This window comes from Polaromonas sp. (genome assembly GCF_030680935.1).
Classification (GTDB): Bacteria; Pseudomonadota; Gammaproteobacteria; order Burkholderiales; family Burkholderiaceae_C; genus Polaromonas.
Window position 1 is genome coordinate 100,612 of the sequence record NZ_JAUXUP010000002.1, and the last position, 19,552, is coordinate 120,163.

Below are 19,552 nucleotides of genomic sequence, written 5' to 3' on the forward strand. Positions count from 1 at the left end.
TCCTTCAAAGTTGGCTTGACTGTCGTTTGGCTCACCCTGACAAGCTTATGGCCCGCCAAGGAACTCTTTCTCCACCCGCCCCGGCCTGCCGGCCTTATCGGTTTCAGGGCTTTGTTGTTTTGCTTTGTTCCCGACTATTTTCGTCAAGTATAGCACAAATGCCCGACCGATTCAGTCGCCATTATAACGCAGACGTCCACTTTTGTCCTGGACAAACACTTTAACGAGCATTCAATCCGGAGCCAGCAGCAGGTTGTCCGTACCCGGGGCGCCAAATGCCTGTGCCTTCAGCACATGCAGCTGGTCACGCACTTTGGCTGCTTTTTCGAATTCCAGGTTTTTGGCATGTTCGATCATCAGTTTTTCGAGGCGCTTGATCTCGCGGGCGATGTCTTTTTCGCTCATGTCCTCGACCAGCGCCTTCTGGATCTCCAGCTTTTCAGCCTCCTTGCCTGATTTTTCGCTGTAGACCCCGTCGATCAGGTCCTTGATACGCTTGACGATGCTGCGCGGCGTGATGCCATGCTCCATGTTGAAAGCAATCTGCTTGTTGCGGCGGCGTTCGGTTTCGTCCATCGCCTTTTTCATGGAATCGGTGATGCGGTCGGCATACAGGATGGCGCGGCCATTGAGATTGCGGGCAGCCCGGCCTATGGTCTGGATCAGACTGCGTTCGGCGCGCAAAAAACCTTCCTTGTCGGCATCAAGAATTGCCACCAGGCTGACCTCGGGAATGTCCAGGCCTTCACGCAGCAGGTTGATGCCGACCAGCACGTCGAACGCGCCCAGCCGCAGATCGCGCAGGATTTCCACGCGTTCGACCGTGTCCACATCGCTGTGCAGGTAACGCACCTTGACGCCGTTGTCGGTCAGGTAGTCGGTCAGCTGCTCGGCCATGCGTTTGGTCAGGGTGGTGATCAACACGCGTTCGTTCTTGTCGACACGGATGCGGATTTCCTGCAGCACATCATCGACCTGGTGGGTGGCTGGCCGCACTTCGACCTCGGGATCAACCAGCCCGGTCGGGCGCACCACCTGCTCGACCACCTTGCCCGCGTGCTGCTGCTCGAAGGCGGCGGGCGTGGCCGAGACAAAAATCGCTTGCCGCATCTTGGACTCGAACTCCTCAAACTTCAGCGGCCGGTTGTCCAGCGCGCTCGGCAGGCGAAAGCCGTACTCGACCAGCGTGGTTTTGCGCGAGCGGTCGCCGTTGTACATGGCGTTGAGCTGGCCAATCATGACGTGGCTCTCGTCGAGGAACATCACAGCGTCTTTGGGCAGGTAATCGCACAACGTGGACGGCGGCGAGCCCGGCGGCGCGCCGCTCAGGTGGCGGGTGTAGTTCTCGATGCCCTTGCAATGGCCGATCTCGCTGAGCATTTCCAGGTCAAAGCGCGTGCGCTGCTCGATCCGCTGGGCTTCGACCAGCTTGCCATCGCCGACAAATTGTTTGACTCGCTCGGACAACTCCAGCTTGATGGTCTCGACCGCCGCCATGACCTTGTCGCGCGGCGTCACGTAATGGCTTTTCGGGTACACCACAAAACGCGGCACTTTCTGGCGGACACGGCCAGTCAGCGGGTCGAACAGCGACAGCGTTTCGATCTCGTCGTCGAACAGTTCGATGCGGATCGCCAGTTCAGAATGTTCGGCCGGGAACACGTCGATCACATCGCCGCGTACGCGGAAGGTGCCGCGCGCAAAGTCCTGGTCGTTGCGGGCGTACTGCATGCGGATCAGGCGCGAGATCACGTCGCGCTGGTTCATCTTGTCGCCGGTGCGAGCGATGAACCGCATCTGTGTGTAGTCTTCAGGCGCACCAATGCCGTAAATCGCACTGACGGTGGCCACGATGATGGTGTCGCGCCGCTCCAGCACGCTTTTGGTCGCCGACAGGCGCATCTGCTCGATGTGTTCGTTGATTGCCGAGTCTTTTTCAATGAACAGGTCGCGCTGGGGCACATAGGCCTCAGGCTGGTAGTAGTCGTAATAACTGACGAAATACTCAACCGCGTTTTTCGGGAAAAACTCGCGGAACTCGCTGTACAGCTGCGCCGCCAGCGTTTTATTGGGCGCAAACACAATCGCCGGCCGTCCCAGCCGCGCGATCACATTGGCCATGGTGAAGGTTTTGCCCGAGCCGGTCACGCCCAGCAGGGTCTGGAACACCTCGCCATCGTTGATGCCCTCGACCAGTTGCTCAATAGCCACCGGCTGGTCCCCGGCTGGCGGGTAGGGCATGAACAACTCGAAGGGCGAGTCTGCAAAACGCACAAATTCGCCGGCAGCGGGCGCTGCAGCGGCTTCGGGAATAACTTCAATCACTTCTTGCATAAATATCGGAACTTGTCCGTCAATAATTGGGGGTCGCGTTGGGGCGCAATCGGGATGAGTTGTCTGCCAACATTCCGCAGCATGGGCTGGATGCCCATGCAAGGAATTTGGTGGGCAAATCGCCCGGTTTCGCCCCAACCCGAAGGGCAAACGGATTTTCGGGCGGTCTGCAGCGTTGCAAAATCAGGCAAGGCCACCAGCCTTGTCTTGGATTTTGCGCCTTGCATCCCATCCCGAATATCCATTTGCGCGGCCCCAAATTATTGACGGACAAGTTCCTAATCCTGGCCCGCTAAAATCCGGGGCAACCAAACAGAATACGACATTTGGACGATGGGCGGAGCCGTGAAGCCGCCGATTCGCCGACTGTCTGCGTAACGCCCGGTAAACCAGATGGCGTACCGAACCGTTTAAAAAACACAAACCACCCTTCCAGAGGATTTTCATGTCGCTTTTCACCGCCGTCGAAATGGCCCCCCGTGATCCCATATTGGGCCTGAACGAGCAATTCAATGCCGATACCAACCCGAACAAGGTCAACCTCGGCGTGGGCGTGTATTACGACGACAAGGGCAAGTTGCCGCTGCTGCAGTGCGTGCAGATCGCTGAAAAAGCCATGATGGAAGCGCCCAAGCCGCGCGGCTACCTGCCCATGGACGGGGTTGCCGCCTATGACGCGGCCGTCAAAACCCTGGTCTTCGGCGCTGACAGCGAGCCGGTTAAAAGTGGCCGCGTCGCGACCGCCCAGGGCATTGGCGGCACCGGTGGCCTGAAAATCGGCGCCGACTTCCTGAAAAAGCTCAGCCCGAATGCCAAGGTGCTGATCAGCGACCCGAGCTGGGAAAACCATCGCGCGCTATTCACCCAGGCCGGGTTCGTGGTGGAAAGTTACCCGTATTACGACGTGGCCAAACGCGGCGTCAACTTTGACGGCATGCTGGCTGCGCTCAATGCAGCCGCCGAAGGCACCATCGTCGTGCTGCACGCCTGCTGTCACAACCCGACCGGTTATGACATCACCAGCGCCCAGTGGGACCAGGTCATTGCCACGGTCAAGGCGCGCAAGCTCACCGCCTTTCTGGACATGGCCTACCAGGGCTTTGGCCACGGCATTCTTGAAGACGGCGCGGTCATCGGCAAGTTCGTCGCCGCCGGCCTGAACTTTTTTGTCTCGACCTCGTTTTCCAAAAGCTTCAGCCTGTACGGCGAACGTGTCGGCGCCCTGTCGGTGCTGTGCGAAAGCAAGGAAGAAGCCGAACGCGTGCTGTCGCAGATGAAAGTCGTGATCCGCACCAACTACAGCAACCCACAGATCCACGGCGCGACGGTGGTCGCCAATGTGCTGAACAACCCCGAGCTGCGCGCGCTGTGGGAAAAAGAGCTGGCCGAAATGCGTGTACGCATCAAGGCCATGCGCCAGGCGTTGGTGGACGGCCTGAAAGCCGCTGGCGTGAAGGAAGACATGAGCTTCATCACCACGCAAATTGGCATGTTCAGCTACTCGGGCCTGACCAAGGACCAGATGGTGCGTCTGCGCAACGAATTCGGCGTCTACGGCACCGACACCGGCCGCATGTGTGTGGCCGCGCTGAACAACCAGAACATCGCCCACGTCTGCGCGTCTATTGCCAAGGTTCTCTAACTCGACTGATGGACGATCTGGCGCAGCGTTTTTCGCAGGACGCCCTGCGCAACCGCTGCAACAGGGTGCTGCTGGAGCGACTGCCCGAACTGGATTTGCCGGATGCCTGGCTGGTCGGAGGCTGCCTGTTCCAGACGGTGTGGAACCTACGGAGCGGCCAGTCGCCAAAGGCCGGTATCCGCGACTACGACATCTTCTACTTTGATGCCGGCGACCCGTCTGAAGCCGCAGAAGCCGCCATCAACCAGCGCGCCCGAAACGCCTTCAGCGATCTGGGTGTGGAACTCGAGGTCAAAAACCAGGCACGCGTACACACCTGGTACCCGGCGTATTTCGGCCGGCCCTGCCCGCCGCTGAAAAATGCCTGCGAGGGTGTGGACCGGTTTCTGGTCGGCAGCACCAGCGTGGGCCTGCGGCAGGCACAGGGGCAGACAAGGGTGTATGCGCCCTACGGGCTGGCTGACCTGTACGCGGGAATACTGCGCGCCAACCCGCGTGTTGACCACGGCAAGCTGTACCAACAAAAAGCCCGCGACTACCAGGCGCGCTGGCCATGGCTGCGTCTGCCGGATGTTGCCGTCGACAGCCCGCAGGACGGGGATCAGGCATAAATAATGGCCTCAGCCCTTATCTGACGGGCGCAAGAAGCTATCGAAATGATAGCAACAATCGGCCACTACTCTGCCAGCGTCGCGATGGGGTCGTAAAAAAAGCGCTCTTCCATGATTTTTTCGCCCTCCCAGCGCTGGTGCGCCAGTTCGTCGATGCGCATGGTTTTGCCCGACAGGCGTGTGAACTCAAACACCCAGTGGATCACGACAAAGTCGCCATCGACAAGAAATGACTCGACCGGCAGCGTACGCATGGCGCTACAGGCGGCCATGACCGCACGCTCATACGCCACCAGCGTATCGCGGCCCCGGCGCGCCGGCTGGCTGTTTTCCTGCATGCTGGCGTCGGGTGCATAAAACTGCTCGATCGCTTCAATGTACTCACCCCGCTCCACCGTGGCGATAAAGTTCTGGACGGTTTGGCGAGTTGGCATGGTGTGTTCTGGATGTGGATCTTCAGCCCCAGACGACGGAGCGCATGGAGATAGCGCCGAGCTGGAAGCTGGTGTTGAAAAACTGCGGCTGCTCGCTGGCATCCACCGCCGCCGCCGCATACAGCAGCGGCAGGTAATGCTCGTAGGTCGGATGCGCCATTTGCGCCAGCTGGCCGAGCTTCTGGAAGTTCTGCAGCGCGTCCAGATTGCCCTGCTGCAGGTAGCCGCCAGTTGTCTGGTCAAACTCCAGCGCCCAGTCGTAGGCCTGGTTGCCGGCTGCGCCACGTTGCGCCTGGCGCAGGTTGTGCACGATGTTGCCGCTGCCGACAATCAGCACGCCGCGCTCGCGCAAGCCCTTGAGCTGCCTGGCCAGGGCGTAGTGTTCGGACGGCGGGCGGCTGTAGTCCATGCTCAGTTGCACCACCGGAATGTCGGCAGCTGGAAACATGGGCTTGAGGACGGCCCAGGTGCCGTGGTCCAGCCCCCAAGTGTCCAGATCCAGGCCCAGCGGCGCCGAGCCTCGTTGCCGGACAAAACGGCTGATCTCGCGCGCAGCAGCGGGTGCGCCGGGTGCCGGGTATTGCTGATCAAACAATTCCTGCGGAAAGCCGCCAAAATCATGGATGGTTTTGGGCGCGTTCATGCCGGTCAGCCACCAGCCTTCGGTCAGCCAGTGTGCAGAAATGCACAGAATCAGTTGCGGCGGCGGATATTTGGAGCCAAATCCTGTGCCCAGCGCCTCCCAGCTGCGGCGGTATTCGTTGTCGCCAATGGCGTTCATCGGGCTGCCGTGGCCAACAAACAGCACCGGCATGCGGTCGCTGGGCGTCAGGCTGTTCAGCAGTTCTTGCGGCGCGGCGCTGGTGTTGTCGCTCATAGGTCGTCCATTATGCGAGGCAAAAACAAAGCCCTCCGGCATTGGTGTTTGCCCTCCAGAAATTTATAAGTACACCTGTTATTATTTGCTGCACTGCAACATGTCGTTGTGCAAAGGTTTTAAAACATGCTTTACCAAGTTTATGAAGCCCAGCGCTCCCTGATGGAGCCGTTTGTTGACTTTGCCCAAGCCGCTGCCAAGCTTTACAACAACCCGCTGTCGCCGTTCAGCCAGAACCCGTTGGCCCAGCGTGCAGCGGCCGGCTACAGCCTGATCTACCGCCTGGGCAAGGACTATGAAAAACCCGTATTTGGCCTGACCACGGTCGATGTGGACGGTACCGGGGTCGCCGTGCACGAACGCGTCGAGCTGGACAAACCCTTTTGCGAGCTGCGCCGTTTCAAGCGGTTTACCGACGACACCGCCACCCTGACCAAACTCAAGGGCCAGCCCGCCGTGCTGATCGTGGCGCCGCTGTCCGGTCACTACGCCACCTTGCTGCGCGACACCGTCAAGACCATGCTCAAGGACCACAAGGTCTATATCACCGACTGGAAGAACGCCCGCACCGTGCCGCTGTCCGATGGCACCTTCAACCTCGACGACTACATCAACTATGTGCAGGAATTCATCACCCATGTGCAGGGCATTTACGGCAATTGCCATGTGATCAGTGTCTGCCAGCCCACGGTGCCGGTGCTGGCCGCGGTATCGCTGATGGCCAGCCGGGGCGAAACCACGCCGCTGTCCATGACCATGATGGGCGGGCCGATTGATGCGCGCAAATCACCGACGGCGGTGAACAACCTGGCGATGAACAAAAGCTTTGAATGGTTTGAGAACAACGTCATTTACCGCGTGCCCAGCAACTTTGCGGGTGCAGGGCGGCGCGTCTACCCGGGCTTTTTGCAGCACACCGGTTTTGTAGCCATGAACCCCGACCGCCACGCCAGCAACCACTTTGACTATTTCAAGAACCTGCTCAAAGGTGATGACGCCAGCACCGAGGCACACACCAAGTTTTATGACGAGTACAACGCGGTGCTGGACATGGACGCCGACTACTACCTGGACACCATCAAGATCGTGTTCCAGGAGTTCAGCCTGGTCAACGGCACCTGGGATGTGAAGTCAAAAGACGGCAAGCTGGAGCGCGTGCGCCCGCAGGACATCACCACCACCGCCCACTTCACGGTCGAAGGTGAGCTGGACGACATCTCCGGCTCTGGCCAGACCGAAGCCGCCCACGGCCTTTGCTACAACGTGCCCAAGTCGCGCCAGAAGCACCTGGAAGTCAAGGGCGCGGGCCACTACGGGATTTTCAGCGGCCGCCGCTGGCGCGAGGTGGTTTATCCGCAGGTGAAAGCCTTTATTCTTGAGCACAACAAGGGTCCGGCCCTTTCTGGCAAAGCGCAAACAGCTCCTAAAAAGGTAGCGAAATCCGCTCCTGCCAAAGTCGCCGCAGCCAAGCCCCGCGTGGTCGCCAAAAAGGCAGTGGCCAGGAAATAAGCCGCCGGCTGTCGCCCAGGAAACGGTAGCGCCGTGAACCCGCTCGCCGACCGGATCAACGCCGCGCTGCCGCAAACGCAGTGCACCCGTTGTGGCTACCCCGATTGCGCCAGCTACGCCCTGGCCATTGCCGGGGGAGACGCCGACATCAACCAGTGCCCGCCCGGCGGCGCAGACGGCATCGCGCGCCTGGCAGCCATCACCGGCAAGCCGGTCAAGGCACTGAACCCGGTTCATGGCCAGGAAGGCCCGCGCCAGCTGGCGGTGATCGACGAAAACTGGTGCATAGGCTGCACCCTCTGTCTGGACGCCTGTCCGACCGACGCCATCGTCGGCAGCAACAAACTCATGCACACCGTGATGGAGCCCTATTGCACCGGCTGCGAATTGTGTATTCCGGTTTGCCCCGTGGATTGCATCAGCCTGGAAAACGTCACAGCCGGGCGGACCGGCTGGGCCGCCTGGTCAGTGGCCGACGCAGCCCTGGCCCGCAGCCGCTATGAGTTTCATAGCGTTCGGCGCACGCGGGACAAGGGCGAACACCAGAAAAGGCTTGAAGAAAAAGCACAAGCCGCACTGACCGACCTGCCAGGGCACTCTCAGCACACCGACCCCGTCATCCTGGACCAGAAACGCGCCATCATTGAAGCAGCTCTGGCACGCTCACGCGCCAGACGCGAAGCGGGCAAGGGCTAGGTTCTGGGGGCCTGCCCCCTCAACCCAGCGCGTCGTTGACCGAGTCACGAAACTCGGCCAGGCTCACGGCGCTGTCAATCTCGCGTGGCAAGGCGTCGCGGATCGAAAACACACCCAGGATCTTGCCGGCCGCCGAGACAATCGGCAGGTGCCGGAAGCCGCGTTCCAGCAAAATCAGCACCGCGTCGGACACGGTCGTTTCGGGCAACACACACCGGGGATGGGGTGTCATCACCTCCGACACCGGCGTGGTCGCGGCGTTCAAATCCCTGGCCAGCACCCGGGTCATCAAGTCGCGCTCGGTCAGAATGCCCAGCATCACTCCCGCGGCGTCGATAACCAGCACGCTGCCGCAGCTGGCCTTGGTCATGACGCGGGCTGCTTCACGCACGCTGGCCTGTGGCGGCAGGCTCACTACATGCCGGTGAGGGATGGATTGAAAAACGGTACGTTCAGACATGATTGCCCTCCGGTCCTGTAAAAAGAGCCCCCGAGGCCCGGAGGCATTCACGCATTAACCCATCAACGCAGCGCCGTATTGATCTTGTCCAGCAGCTTGGCCCCCGGGCACAACTGTGCCGCGTCCAACTGGTTCAACGGCGTCTCGCTGGTATTCAGGGCCACATGCAGATCGGTGACCAAAGGATCAACATACAGCAGCCCTGTCACCACCTCGCCCCGCGCCTGGTGCGCATTCATGTAACTGAGCGCCGCATATCGGTCGGTCGGGTCGTAGTCAGACTGCAGCTTGCGAAAGCGCAAGCTGCTGCCATCGTGCTGCTGAACCTCAATCACCTCGCCCGGCGCATAACTGGTGGTGATCTCATCGCGCGGGCTGATGAAATCAATGCGGCTGACCGATTCGTTGTGCTCGCGCACATAGTCATAACTCTTGGTGCTGCCCGCATGGTTGTTGAAAGCCACACAGGGGCTGACAATGTCGATGAAGGACGCACCCCCGTGCCCTATGGCACCCTTGATCAGTGGTACCAACTGTGCCTTGTCACCAGAAAAACTGCGCGCCACATAAGTGGCACCCAGTTGCAGCGCAAGCGCCACCAGATCGACCGGGCTGTCACTGTTGACCACGCCCTTCTTGCTTTTGGAGCCCTGATCCGCAGTGGCCGAAAACTGTCCCTTGGTCAGGCCGTACACACCGTTGTTTTCGACGATGTACACCATGTTGACCCCGCGCCGCATCGCATGCGCAAACTGGCCCAGACCAATGGAGGCAGAGTCACCGTCGCCCGAAACACCGAGGTAGAGCAGATCCCGGTTGGCCAGGTTGGCGCCGGTCAGCACCGACGGCATGCGACCATGCACGGTGTTGAAGCCATGCGAGGCGCCCAGAAAATAGTCCGGCGTTTTGGAACTGCAGCCTATGCCCGACAGTTTGGCGACGCGGTGCGGCTGGATGTCAAGTTCCCAGCAGGCCTGAATGATCGCCGCCGAGATCGAGTCGTGCCCGCAACCGGCGCACAGGGTGGAAATTTTTCCTTCGTAGTCGCGCCGGGTGTAGCCAACCTTGTTGACAGTCAGCGACGGGTGGTGCAGCTTGGGTTTGGCCAGATAGGTCATGACAGGGCCCTGGTTTTTGGTGCTGGCACGGCGGCCTCAGCCTGCATTTTTTGCCGGATCGCCTCGGTGATGAAGCGCGCGGTGATCGGTGTCCCGTCAAAATGCAGCACACGCACCAGGCGGGCCGGGTCCACATCGAGTTCGTTGACCAGCAGACAGTGCATTTGCGCATCACGGTTTTGCTCGACCACAAAGACCTTGTCGTGGTCGGCAATGAACTCCGCCACGCTGGCCGCAAACGGAAAAGCCCGCAACCGCATGGCGTCCAGGTCCAAACCGGCCTCGGTCAACACGTCCAGGGCCTCGTGCATCGCGGGGCTGGTAGAGCCAAAATAAATCACGCCAAACGCCGCCTTGCGGGCCGCAGGCCGCAACACCGGCTGCGGCACCAGGGTGGCGGCCGTGGCAAATTTCTTGAGCAGGCGCTCAACGTTGTAGATATAGTCAGGCCCGCGTTCGGAATATTGGGCATAGGGGTTGCGCGTGGTGCCGCGGGTGAAATAGCTGCCTTTGCTCGGGTGGGTACCCGGCAGGGTGCGCCACGGAATACCATCGCCATCCACATCCTTGTAGCGGCCAAAGTCCTTGCCTGCTTCCAGCTCTTCTGCGCTCATCACCTTGCCCCGGTCGTAGCTGCGGCTGTCGTCCCAGACAAAGGGCTCGCACAGGCGCTGGTTCATGCCGATATCCAGATCGGTCATGACAAACACCGGGGTCTGCAGCCTGTCCGCCAGGTCCAGCGCCGCGGCGGCATGCTCAAAACATTCATGCGGGTCTTGCGGCAGCAGCAACACATGTTTGGTGTCGCCATGGGAGGCATAGGCGCAAGAGATCAGGTCAGCCTGCTGGGTGCGTGTGGGCATGCCGGTTGACGGCCCGCCGCGCTGCACATTGATGATGGTGATGGGTATCTCGGCAAAATAGGCCAGCCCTAAAAATTCTGTCATCAGCGACACGCCGGGGCCAGAGGTGGCGGTGAAAGCGCGCGCGCCGTTCCAGCCCGCGCCCACCACCATGCCAATGGAAGCGATTTCGTCTTCCGCCTGCACAATGGCGTAGTTGTGCCTGCCGGTTTCCGGGTCCACCCGGTATTTGGCACAGTAGGACTGAAAGGCCTCGGCCACCGAGGACGAAGGTGTGATCGGGTACCAGGCCGCCACCGTGGCACCGCCGTACACGCAGCCCAGCGCGGCCGCGCTGTTACCGTCCACAAAAATCCGCTTGCCTACCTTGTCGGCACGCTGCACCCGTATGCCCAGTGGCACCTGCAGGTGTTCCGTGGCGAAATCACGCCCCAGATGCAAGGCCTGCACATTGGACGCCAGCAGTTTTTCCTTGCCCTTGTATTGCTCGGCAAACAGTTTCTCAAGCACTTGCGGCTCGATCTCCAGCAGCGCCGACAGCGCACCCACATACACAATGTTCTTGAACAGCTGGCGCTGGCGCGGATCGCTGTACACCGCATTGCAGATCTCGGTCAGCGGCATGCCGATGACGTGGATGTCGTCCCTGAACTTGTCGGGCGGCAGGGGCCGGGTGCTGTCGTAAAACAGGTAGCCCCCGGGCTCCAGTTCGGCCACATCGGCGTCCCAGGTCTGCGGGTTCATGGCCACCATCATGTCGATGCCGCCGCGCCGGCCCTGGTAACCCCTGTCGCAAACCCGGGCCTCGTACCAGGTGGGCAGACCCTGGATGTTGCTGGGAAAAATATTGCGTGGACTGACCGGCACACCCATGCGCAAAATGGCTTTGGCAAACAGCTCATTGGCCGAGGCAGAGCCCGAGCCGTTGACATTGGCGAACTTGATGACAAAGTTGTTGACGGCTTCTATTCTTTTTTTCATGCTGGCACGCCCCCTGCACGAGCAGCAGTTTTACTACCATCCCGGCACGATGGCCCCGCCTGGGTCGTTGTCAGCAAAAACTTCTGCATGTCCCAGGCACCGGTCGGGCAGCGCTCGGCGCACAGGCCACAGTGCAGGCAGACGTCTTCGTCCTTGACCATCACGCGACCGGTTTTGAGCTCGCCCGACACATACAAGTCCTGGGTCAGATTGAGTGCCGGGGCTTTCAGGTGGGTGCGTAAAACCGTCTCATCGTCATTGGCCGTGAAGCTGATGCAGTCCATGGGGCAGATGTCCACACAGGCATCACACTCGATGCAGGCCGGCTCTGCAAACACGGTCTGCACATCGCAGTTCAGGCAGCGCCCGGCCTCCTTGAAAGCCGTCGCGGCGTCAAAGCCCAGTTCGACTTCCACCCGGATATTGGCCAGTGCCACCTCGGCTTTGGCCCAGGGCACCTTGAAGCGGGCATCGTTCGAGGTGTCGTTGTCGTAACTCCACTCATGAATGCCCATCTTGGTGGACATCAGGTTGGTCATGGGGTCGGGCCGGCGGGTGACGTCTTCACCATTGAGAAAGCGGTCAATCGACACCGCCGCCTCATGCCCATGGGCCACTGCCGTGATGATGTTTTTGGGTCCGAAGGCCGAGTCGCCGCCAAAAAACACGTTGGGCAGGCTGGACTGGAAGGTCTGCTTGTCCAGTACGGGCAGGCCCCACTCATCAAAGTGAATGCCGCTGTCCCGCTCAATCCACGGAAAGGCGTTCTCCTGCCCCACCGCGATCAGCACCGCATCACATTCAACCAGCACGTCGGCCTCGCCGGTGGCGACCAGGCTGCGTTTGCCTTTGGCGTCATACACCGCCTTGACCACTTCAAAGGTCATGCCGGTAAGCTTGCCGCCGCTGTGCTCAAACGACTTGGGCACATGAAAGTTGAGGATGGGAATGCCCTCATGCTGCGCATCTTCCTTCTCCCAGGGCGAGGCCTTCATTTCATCAAAGCCGCTGCGCACAATCACCTTCACATCGGTGCCGCCCAGACGCCGCGCCGAGCGGCAACAGTCCATCGCGGTGTTGCCACCGCCCAGCACAATCACGCGTTTTCCAATGGTGGTGATGTGGCCGAAAGACACCGAAGCCAGCCAGTCGATGCCGATGTGTATGTTGTTGCTGATCTCCTGGCGGCCAGGCAGTTGCAGGTCGCGGCCACGCGGAGCGCCACAGCCGACAAACACTGCGTCGTAATCCTCTGCCAGCAAGCCTTGCATGGATTCGATGCGCTGGCCGCTTTTGAACTGCACCCCAAGATCCAGGATGTAACCGGTTTCCTCATCAATCACCGACTCGGGCAGGCGAAAGCGCGGGATCTGCGTGCGGATAAAACCGCCCGCCTTGGCTTCGCCGTCAAACACCGTGACCTCATAACCGAGCGGCGCCAGGTCGCGTGCCACGGCCAGCGAAGCCGGGCCCGCGCCTACGCAGGCAATACGTTTGCCGTTTTGGGGTGCGACCTTGGGCATGCGCAGGCTGACATCGTTTTTCATGTCGGCCGCCACACGCTTGAGACGGCAGATGGCAACAGGTTCTGGCAACTCGCCGTTGTTCTCTTCTACCCGGCTGCGGCGACAGGCCGGCTCGCAAGGGCGGTCGCAGGTTCGGCCCAAAATACCCGGAAAAACATTCGACACCCAGTTGACCATGTAGGCGTCGGTGTAACGCCCCTGGCCAATCAGGCGTATGTATTCAGGAACGGGGGTGTGGGCCGGACAAGCCCATTGGCAATCAACGACCTTGTGAAAATAGGACGGATTGGCTACGTTGGTAGGCTGCAAGCGCTGTCTCCTTTGCCCCCTCGCGCCGTGCGAATGCGGCCAAGCGGTCAGACCAGTTTACGCCCGGCATACCAGGAAGCGCTCTCGGGTGAATCCCTCAGTCCGCCCGCCGCGCGGCCTCAGGACGCATTCGCTTGCAGCCGGGCAAAGGCAGCCACCACCCCGGGCGGCGCCTGCACCAGCTCGATCAGCACACCCTCCCCTGCAATAGGAAACTCGTCATTGGCCTTGGGGTGCAGAAAACAGATGTCGAAACCCGCTGCCCCCTGCCGGATACCGCCAGGCGCAAAACGCACACCCTGCCTTGTCAGCCAATCAACCGCTTTGGGCAGGTCGTCGATCCAAAGACCCACGTGATTGAGCGGCGTGGTGTGCACGGCAGGCTTTTTGTCGGGATCAATGGGCTGCATCAAGTCCACCTCGACCTTGAACGCCCCGCTGCCGAGGGCGCAGATGTCTTCATCGACGTTTTCGCGCTCGCTGCGAAAGGTGCCGGTGACCTCCAGGCCCAGCATGTCCACCCAGAGTTTTCCCAGGCGCTGCTTGTCGGGGCCGCCAATGGCGATTTGCTGGATGCCGAGGACTTTGAACGGTCGCTTCATGATGTGCTGACCGCGCGGCGGCCCACCCGATAACTCACGCCCTGCGGGCCCGCGCTTTCGTGGTGCGGCGTCCCGGCGGCCAGCGTGAAGATGTCCCCCACGCCATAGGTGGTGGACACACCCTCGACCACCAGCGTGATCTGCCCGGCGGTGATCAGCGCGCGTGCATCGAAGGGATGGTCGTGTTCGCCGAGGTGGTAACCCGCCATGCGCTCGACGGTGGCGATCTCGCCGAAGCCGTCGGCTTTCAGGGAAGTTTCAAATTCAAGGGTGTTCATGCCGACTCCCGGGGACTTCAGACAAATTCCACAATCGGCTGGTCCACCGAGAGCGATTCGCCCTTGCCGGCCAGCACCTTGCCCACCACGCCGTCGGCGGTGGCGAACAACACGTTTTCCATTTTCATGGCCTCGATCACCGCGACGCGTTCGCCGGCCTGCACCTTCTGGCCGGGCAACACGGCCACTTCGACCAGCAGGCCGGGCATGGGCGACAGGACAAACCGGCTCATGTCGGGCGGCGCCTTGTAAGGCATCAGCGCATGCAGCTTGGCAGCGCGCGGCGACAGTACCAGCGCGTCCAGCCGCGTGCCGTTGTGGGCAACGCGGATCGCCAGCGGGTTGCGCCCGACGCCGCGCTCGACCTGAGCGGCAAACGGCTGGCCGTTGACCGTGCCGCGGATGCGGGCGCCGCCGAGGTGCCAGTTGCTACAAATTTCATAGCTGTTTGCGCCCGTTTCTATTCGGCTGGAGCCCGATTTGGCTTCATAGTCACGCACCACCACCGGATGCTCCGTGTTGGCACCACCGGCGCCCAGGCCAATGACCACAAACGCCTCACCCACCATCACGCCGTGGCCGGGCATCTGCCCGCTGATGCCGGCAGCGCGGCCCAGCATGCGCCGGTTCACGTAGGCCGCCAGCGCCACCAGAAAGTCCGGGTCGGCATGCGGCACGTCTTCGGCGTGGAAGCCCTGGGCGTAGTTCTCGGCGATGAAGCCGGTGTTGAAGTCGCCAGCCACAAATTTCGGGTGTGCCAGCAAAGCCGCCTGAAACGGGATATTGCTGCTGATGCCGCGGATCACAAAGGCATTGAGCGCCTCGCGCATTTTGGCAATCGCATCAAGACGGTCCTTGCCATGGACGATCAGCTTGGCGATCATCGAGTCGTAAAACATCGGGATCTCGCCGCCGTCCTGGACGCCGGTATCGACCCGCACGCCCATCAGGTTCGCGATATCGGCCGCAAACATCGTCTCCTTCGGCGGCTGGAAGCGCACCAGACGGCCCGTTGAAGGCAGAAAGCTGCGAAACGGGTCTTCGGCATTGATGCGGCACTCGATGGCCCAGCCATTGCGCTGCACGTCCTTTTGCGCCAGCGGCAGTATTTCGCCGGCCGCGACGCGGATCATCAGCTCGACCAGGTCCAGGCCGGTGATGCATTCGGTCACCGGGTGCTCGACCTGCAGCCGGGTGTTCATCTCAAGGAAGTAAAAACTCTGGTCCTTGCCGACCACAAACTCCACCGTGCCGGCGCTTTCATACTTGACCGCCTTGGCCAGCGCCACGGCCTGCTCACCCATGGCCTTGCGTGTGGCGTCGCTGATGAAGGGTGACGGCGCTTCTTCAATCACCTTCTGGTGCCGGCGCTGGATCGAACATTCGCGCTCGTTCAGGTAAATCACATTGCCGTGCGAATCGCCCAGCAACTGGATCTCGATGTGGCGCGGCTCCTCGACAAACTTCTCGATAAAGACGCGGTCATCGCCAAAGCTGTTGCGCGCCTCGTTGCGGCAACTGGTGAAGCCTTCGAACGCCTCCTTGTCGTTGAAGGCCACACGCAAGCCCTTGCCGCCACCGCCGGCCGAGGCCTTGATCATCACCGGGTAACCAATGCCTTGGGCAATCTCGACCGCCTTCTCGGCGGTCTCAATCGCGTCGTTGACGCCGGGAATGCAGTTGACACCCGCCGCGCCAGCCAGCTTTTTCGACTCGATCTTGTCGCCCATCGCGGCAATCGAATAATGCTTGGGGCCGATGAACACAATGCCCTCTTCCTCGACCCGCTTGGCAAAGCCGGCGTTTTCGCTGAGGAAGCCATAGCCCGGATGCACCGCCTGGGCGCCCGTCTGTTTGCAGGCGGCGATGATCTTGTCGGCCTGCAGATAACTGTCGCGGCTGGGCGCAGGGCCGATGTTGACGGCCTCGTCGGCCAGCTCGACATGGCGCGCGTCCTTGTCAGCGTCGGAATACACCGCCACGGTTTTGATGCCCATCTTGCGGGCGGTGAGGATGACGCGGCAGGCGATTTCACCCCGATTCGCTATCAGTATTTTTTCAAACATATGCCTTCTCCATCGGGGTGAAATCGCCTGCATGCACTTCGTGCATCAGCCGATGTAGCTGCGCTGCTGCGCCGCTTCGCGGCTGGTCACCCCGGTTCGCGATCAGAATTTTGGTAAACATATCAGGCTCCTATCCGGAAATCTTCATTGGGCGATTTGGCTCTGTGCCCGCAATGGGCACGCTGCATCCGCCTCCGCTCATGTCCCCCGCCCTTTGGGCTCCTCCTTGACTTCGCTGCGACGGACGCAGCGCGCCCGTTGCTGCGAACGGGGTTTTGTGCAGGCCGACCATACCCGCCACTTCAAGAGCGGGCTGCCTGGGTGCTTTGCGTAGGTCAAGGAGGAGCCCGCAGGGCGGGGGACACGAAGCAAAGTACCCGGGCAGCACGCTCCCACCCAGGCTGTGGCGAGTAGGGCTGGTCACACCCACGCTCACAGCGGAATGTTCCCGTGTTTGCGCCACGGGTTCTCAAGCTTCTTGTCTTTCAGCATCACCAGCGAACGACAGATGCGTTTGCGGGTCTCATGCGGAAGGATCACGTCGTCAATAAACCCACGTGCGCCAGCCACAAAGGGGTTCGCAAAACGCGCCTTGTACTCGGCCTCTTTCGCGGCCAGCTTGACCGGATCCTTGCGGTCTTCGCGGAAGATGATCTCGACCGCACCCTTGGCGCCCATGACGGCGATCTCGGCGTTCGGCCAGGCAAAGTTGACGTCGCCGCGCAGATGCTTGGAGCTCATCACGTCATAAGCGCCGCCGTAGGCCTTGCGCGTGATCACGGTGATTTTCGGCACCGTGCATTCGGCGTAGGCATATAACAGCTTGGCGCCGTGTTTGATGATGCCGCCGTACTCCTGGCTGGTGCCGGGCATGAAACCGGGCACATCCACAAAGGTGATCACCGGGATGTTGAAGGCATCACAAAACCGCACAAAGCGCGCAGCCTTGATGCTGCTCTTGATGTCCAGGCAGCCGGCCAGCACCAGCGGCTGGTTGGCGACGATGCCGACACTCTGGCCTTCCATACGCGCAAAACCGATGATGATGTTTTTGGCGTACTCGGGCTGCAGTTCGAAGAAGTCGCCGTCGTCCACGGTTTTGGCAATCAGCTCCTTCATGTCGTAAGGTTTGTTCGGGTTCTCGGGTACCAGCGTGTCCAGGCTCAAGTCCATGCGGCCAGCCGGGTCGGCGCTGGGGCGGATAGGTGCCTTTTCGCGGTTGTTCAGCGGCAGGTAGTTGTAGAGCCGGCGCAGCATCAGCAGCGCCTCCACATCGTTTTCAAAGGCCAGGTCGGCGACGCCGCTGCGCGTGGTGTGCGTGGTGGCCCCGCCCAGCTCTTCAGCGGTCACCTCTTCGTGCGTCACTGTCTTCACCACCTCGGGGCCAGTGACAAACATATAGCTCGAGTCCTTCACCATGAAGATGAAATCAGTCATGGCCGGCGAATACACGGCGCCGCCAGCGCACGGCCCCATGACCATGCTGATCTGCGGCACCACGCCCGAAGCCATCACGTTGCGCTGGAAAACATCGGCATAACCGCCTAGGGAAGCCACGCCTTCCTGAATGCGCGCACCACCCGAATCGTTGAGGCCAATCACAGGCGCGCCAACCTTCATCGCCTGGTCCATCACCTTGCAGATTTTTTCGGCGTGGGCCTCGCTGAGCGCGCCGCCGAACACAGTGAAGTCCTGGCTGAAGACAAACACCAGGCGGCCGTTGATCATGCCGTAGCCGGTGACCACGCCGTCACCCGGCGGCCGGTTGTCGGCCATGCCGAAGTCGGTGCAGCGGTGCTCGACAAACATGTCCCACTCTTCAAACGTGCCTTCGTCGAGCAGCAGTTCCAGGCGCTCGCGCGCCGTCAGTTTGCCTTTGCCGTGTTGCGCGTCTATGCGTTTTTGCCCGCCGCCCAGTCGGGCCGCGGCGCGTTTTTTCTCGAGTTGCTCAAGGATTTCCTGCATGGTGTGCTTTCTCTCTGTCTTTTACTACGCTACATATTTGATAGCTACTTACGCCCGACTGGCATGGGCTGCGAGCAGATTTCGTGCTGCAGTCGAGGCAGGAATGCGGCCACCGGCCACATCGGCCAGCATGGCCGGCAACAGGGCGCTGACCGCCGGGTCCTGGCGAAACGCCTGCTTGAGCGCGGCATCAATGCGCTCCCACATCCAGGCCAGCGACTGCAGTCGACGCCGCTCGGCCAGTTTTCCATTGCTTGTTTGAATGCTTCTGAACTGGGTAACCGCCGTCCAGAAAGCATCGACGCCGGTGTTGTGCAGCGCGCTGAGCTGGATCACCTGCGGGTGCCAGAACGAGTCATAGGCCGCAGCCTGAGCGCTGCCCATCGCGTTGTTGACCAGGCCAAACAGGCGCATGGCCGAGGTGATCTGGGCCTGCGCTCGCATGGCGGCGTCGGCATCAATGTCGGCTTTGTTGATGATGACCAGGTCGGCCAGCTCCATCACACCTTTCTTGATCGCCTGCAGGTCGTCGCCGGCGTTCGGCAACTGCATCAGCACAAACATGTCGGTCGTGTTGGCAACGGCGGTTTCGCTCTGGCCGACGCCCACGGTTTCGACGATCACGATGTCGTACCCGGCGGCTTCGCAGACCAGCATGGCCTCGCGGGTTTTTTCGGCCACGCCGCCCAGCGTGCCACTCGACGGGCTGGGCCGGATGTAGGCGCGCTCGTGCACCGACAGTTGTTCCATGCGTGTCTTGTCGCCGAGAATGGAGCCGCCAGAGACGGATGACGAGGGGTCAATCGTCAACACCGCCACGCGATGCCCCTGCTTGATCAAATGCAGGCCCAGCACTTCGATGAATGTGGATTTTCCGACGCCCGGCACACCGCTGATGCCCAGGCGGAAGGCCTTGCCGGTGTGCGGCAGCAAGGCCGTCAGCAACTCGTCGCCCTGGGCGCGGTGATCGGCGCGGGTGGATTCCAGCAGCGTGATGGCCTTGGCGATCGCGCGACGCTGCGCGGCGGCATCACCGTGCAGGACCGCGGCCACCAGTTCGCCGGAAGTCACTTCAGCGCAGCCTTGATCTGCTCCAGCACATCCTTGGCGCTGGCCGGAATCGGCGTGCCCGGGCCGTAGATGCCTTTGACACCCGCCTCGTACAACATCTCGTAGTCCTGGCGCGGAATCACGCCGCCGACAAACACGATGATGTCGTCGGCGCCCTGCTTCTTGAGCTCGGCGATGATGGCGGGCACCAGGGTCTTGTGGCCGGCCGCC

The 19,552-nt window shown here is 61.2% G+C and carries 18 protein-coding genes; 4 read left to right on the forward strand and 14 right to left on the reverse strand.

Annotated elements, in window-relative coordinates:
- Positions 1-231: 231 nt before the first annotated feature.
- Entirely contained in the window at positions 232-2,334 is a 2,103-nt protein-coding gene (gene uvrB / locus Q8L50_RS00625; protein ID WP_305346708.1) for an excinuclease ABC subunit UvrB, read from the reverse strand.
- A 445-nt stretch (positions 2,335-2,779) separates the two neighbouring features.
- Here uvrB and Q8L50_RS00630 point away from each other — a divergent pair, with 445 nt between their 5' ends.
- Both Q8L50_RS00630 and Q8L50_RS00635 read left to right on the forward strand, forming a co-directional pair.
- Positions 2,780-3,976 carry an amino acid aminotransferase gene (locus Q8L50_RS00630; protein ID WP_305346709.1) on the forward strand — a complete coding sequence of 399 codons (1,197 nt, stop codon included), beginning with the start codon at positions 2,780-2,782 and terminating at the stop codon, positions 3,974-3,976.
- 8 nt (positions 3,977-3,984) lie between these two features.
- The gene (locus Q8L50_RS00635; protein ID WP_305346710.1) at positions 3,985-4,587 is read left to right on the forward strand and encodes a nucleotidyltransferase family protein; all 603 of its coding nucleotides are present in this window, start codon (positions 3,985-3,987) and stop codon (positions 4,585-4,587) included.
- Between the two features lie 65 nt (positions 4,588-4,652).
- Here the strand turns inward: Q8L50_RS00635 and Q8L50_RS00640 are convergent, their stop codons facing one another.
- Positions 4,653-5,021 (reverse strand): nuclear transport factor 2 family protein, encoded by a 369-nt coding sequence (locus tag Q8L50_RS00640; protein ID WP_305346711.1) that lies wholly within the window; start codon positions 5,019-5,021, stop codon positions 4,653-4,655.
- A 22-nt stretch (positions 5,022-5,043) separates the two neighbouring features.
- Complete coding sequence (ygiD, locus tag Q8L50_RS00645; RefSeq protein ID WP_305346712.1) at positions 5,044-5,898, reverse strand: 4,5-DOPA dioxygenase extradiol; 855 nt, start codon at positions 5,896-5,898, stop codon at positions 5,044-5,046.
- A 126-nt stretch (positions 5,899-6,024) separates the two neighbouring features.
- Between ygiD and Q8L50_RS00650 the strand changes: the two genes are divergently transcribed.
- Positions 6,025-7,407, forward strand: a complete 1,383-nt coding sequence (locus Q8L50_RS00650) for a polyhydroxyalkanoate depolymerase (protein ID WP_305346713.1) — start codon at positions 6,025-6,027, stop codon at positions 7,405-7,407.
- A 33-nt stretch (positions 7,408-7,440) separates the two neighbouring features.
- Positions 7,441-8,103: an electron transport complex subunit RsxB gene (gene rsxB / locus Q8L50_RS00655; protein ID WP_305346714.1), complete on the forward strand. Its 663-nt coding sequence runs from the start codon at positions 7,441-7,443 to the stop codon at positions 8,101-8,103.
- Between the two features lie 19 nt (positions 8,104-8,122).
- Here the strand turns inward: rsxB and Q8L50_RS00660 are convergent, their stop codons facing one another.
- The 11 genes from Q8L50_RS00660 to Q8L50_RS00710 form a co-directional block, all read right to left on the reverse strand.
- Positions 8,123-8,563 (reverse strand): cyclic nucleotide-binding/CBS domain-containing protein, encoded by a 441-nt coding sequence (locus Q8L50_RS00660; RefSeq protein WP_305346715.1) that lies wholly within the window; start codon positions 8,561-8,563, stop codon positions 8,123-8,125.
- 62 nt (positions 8,564-8,625) lie between these two features.
- Positions 8,626-9,681, reverse strand: coding sequence for a 2-oxoacid:ferredoxin oxidoreductase subunit beta (locus tag Q8L50_RS00665; protein WP_305346716.1), 1,056 nt, complete (start codon positions 9,679-9,681; stop codon positions 8,626-8,628).
- Entirely contained in the window at positions 9,678-11,525 is a 1,848-nt protein-coding gene (locus Q8L50_RS00670) for a 2-oxoacid:acceptor oxidoreductase subunit alpha (protein WP_305346717.1), read from the reverse strand. The genes Q8L50_RS00665 and Q8L50_RS00670 overlap by 4 nt, the downstream gene beginning before the upstream one ends.
- Positions 11,522-13,360: an FAD-dependent oxidoreductase gene (locus Q8L50_RS00675; protein WP_305346718.1), complete on the reverse strand. Its 1,839-nt coding sequence runs from the start codon at positions 13,358-13,360 to the stop codon at positions 11,522-11,524. Before Q8L50_RS00675 ends, Q8L50_RS00670 begins: the two co-directional genes overlap by 4 nt.
- 119 nt (positions 13,361-13,479) lie before the next feature.
- Entirely contained in the window at positions 13,480-13,962 is a 483-nt protein-coding gene (locus tag Q8L50_RS00680; protein ID WP_305346719.1) for a VOC family protein, read from the reverse strand.
- On the reverse strand, positions 13,959-14,240 hold the full coding sequence (locus tag Q8L50_RS00685) for a cupin domain-containing protein (protein ID WP_305346720.1): 282 nt from the start codon (positions 14,238-14,240) through the stop codon (positions 13,959-13,961). The genes Q8L50_RS00680 and Q8L50_RS00685 overlap by 4 nt, the downstream gene beginning before the upstream one ends.
- Positions 14,241-14,257: 17 nt before the next feature.
- Positions 14,258-16,306 carry an acetyl/propionyl/methylcrotonyl-CoA carboxylase subunit alpha gene (locus Q8L50_RS00690; protein ID WP_305346721.1) on the reverse strand — a complete coding sequence of 683 codons (2,049 nt, stop codon included), beginning with the start codon at positions 16,304-16,306 and terminating at the stop codon, positions 14,258-14,260.
- Positions 16,299-16,427, reverse strand: a complete 129-nt coding sequence (locus Q8L50_RS00695; RefSeq protein ID WP_305346722.1) for a hypothetical protein — start codon at positions 16,425-16,427, stop codon at positions 16,299-16,301. Before Q8L50_RS00695 ends, Q8L50_RS00690 begins: the two co-directional genes overlap by 8 nt.
- Positions 16,428-16,738: 311 nt before the next feature.
- Positions 16,739-18,271: an acyl-CoA carboxylase subunit beta gene (locus Q8L50_RS00700; RefSeq protein ID WP_305346723.1), complete on the reverse strand. Its 1,533-nt coding sequence runs from the start codon at positions 18,269-18,271 to the stop codon at positions 16,739-16,741.
- Positions 18,272-18,319: 48 nt separating this feature from the next.
- Entirely contained in the window at positions 18,320-19,342 is a 1,023-nt protein-coding gene (meaB, locus tag Q8L50_RS00705) for a methylmalonyl Co-A mutase-associated GTPase MeaB (RefSeq protein WP_305346724.1), read from the reverse strand.
- Positions 19,339-19,552 (reverse strand): hypothetical protein (locus Q8L50_RS00710; protein ID WP_305346725.1); only part of this gene is annotated, 214 nt, incomplete at its 5' end. The genes Q8L50_RS00710 and meaB, both read right to left, overlap by 4 nt.

Excerpts from the sequence above, each read along its gene's own strand:
- Q8L50_RS00670 (WP_305346717.1), bottom strand. The coding sequence starts at position 11,525 with ATGAAAAAAAGAATAGAAGCCGTCAACAACTTTGTCATCAAGTTCGCC.
- Q8L50_RS00665 (WP_305346716.1), bottom strand. The coding sequence starts at position 9,681 with ATGACCTATCTGGCCAAACCCAAGCTGCACCACCCGTCGCTGACTGTC.
- Q8L50_RS00660 (WP_305346715.1), bottom strand. The coding sequence starts at position 8,563 with ATGTCTGAACGTACCGTTTTTCAATCCATCCCTCACCGGCATGTAGTG.
- Q8L50_RS00680 (WP_305346719.1), bottom strand. The coding sequence starts at position 13,962 with ATGAAGCGACCGTTCAAAGTCCTCGGCATCCAGCAAATCGCCATTGGC.
- Q8L50_RS00630 (WP_305346709.1), top strand. The coding sequence starts at position 2,780 with ATGTCGCTTTTCACCGCCGTCGAAATGGCCCCCCGTGATCCCATATTG.
- Q8L50_RS00695 (WP_305346722.1), bottom strand. The coding sequence starts at position 16,427 with ATGTTTACCAAAATTCTGATCGCGAACCGGGGTGACCAGCCGCGAAGC.
- Q8L50_RS00650 (WP_305346713.1), top strand. The coding sequence starts at position 6,025 with ATGCTTTACCAAGTTTATGAAGCCCAGCGCTCCCTGATGGAGCCGTTT.
- ygiD (WP_305346712.1), bottom strand. The coding sequence starts at position 5,898 with ATGAGCGACAACACCAGCGCCGCGCCGCAAGAACTGCTGAACAGCCTG.
- Q8L50_RS00690 (WP_305346721.1), bottom strand. The coding sequence starts at position 16,306 with ATGTTTGAAAAAATACTGATAGCGAATCGGGGTGAAATCGCCTGCCGC.
- Q8L50_RS00700 (WP_305346723.1), bottom strand. The coding sequence starts at position 18,271 with ATGCAGGAAATCCTTGAGCAACTCGAGAAAAAACGCGCCGCGGCCCGA.
- uvrB (WP_305346708.1), bottom strand. The coding sequence starts at position 2,334 with ATGCAAGAAGTGATTGAAGTTATTCCCGAAGCCGCTGCAGCGCCCGCT.
- Q8L50_RS00685 (WP_305346720.1), bottom strand. The coding sequence starts at position 14,240 with ATGAACACCCTTGAATTTGAAACTTCCCTGAAAGCCGACGGCTTCGGC.
- Q8L50_RS00635 (WP_305346710.1), top strand. The coding sequence starts at position 3,985 with ATGGACGATCTGGCGCAGCGTTTTTCGCAGGACGCCCTGCGCAACCGC.
- Q8L50_RS00640 (WP_305346711.1), bottom strand. The coding sequence starts at position 5,021 with ATGCCAACTCGCCAAACCGTCCAGAACTTTATCGCCACGGTGGAGCGG.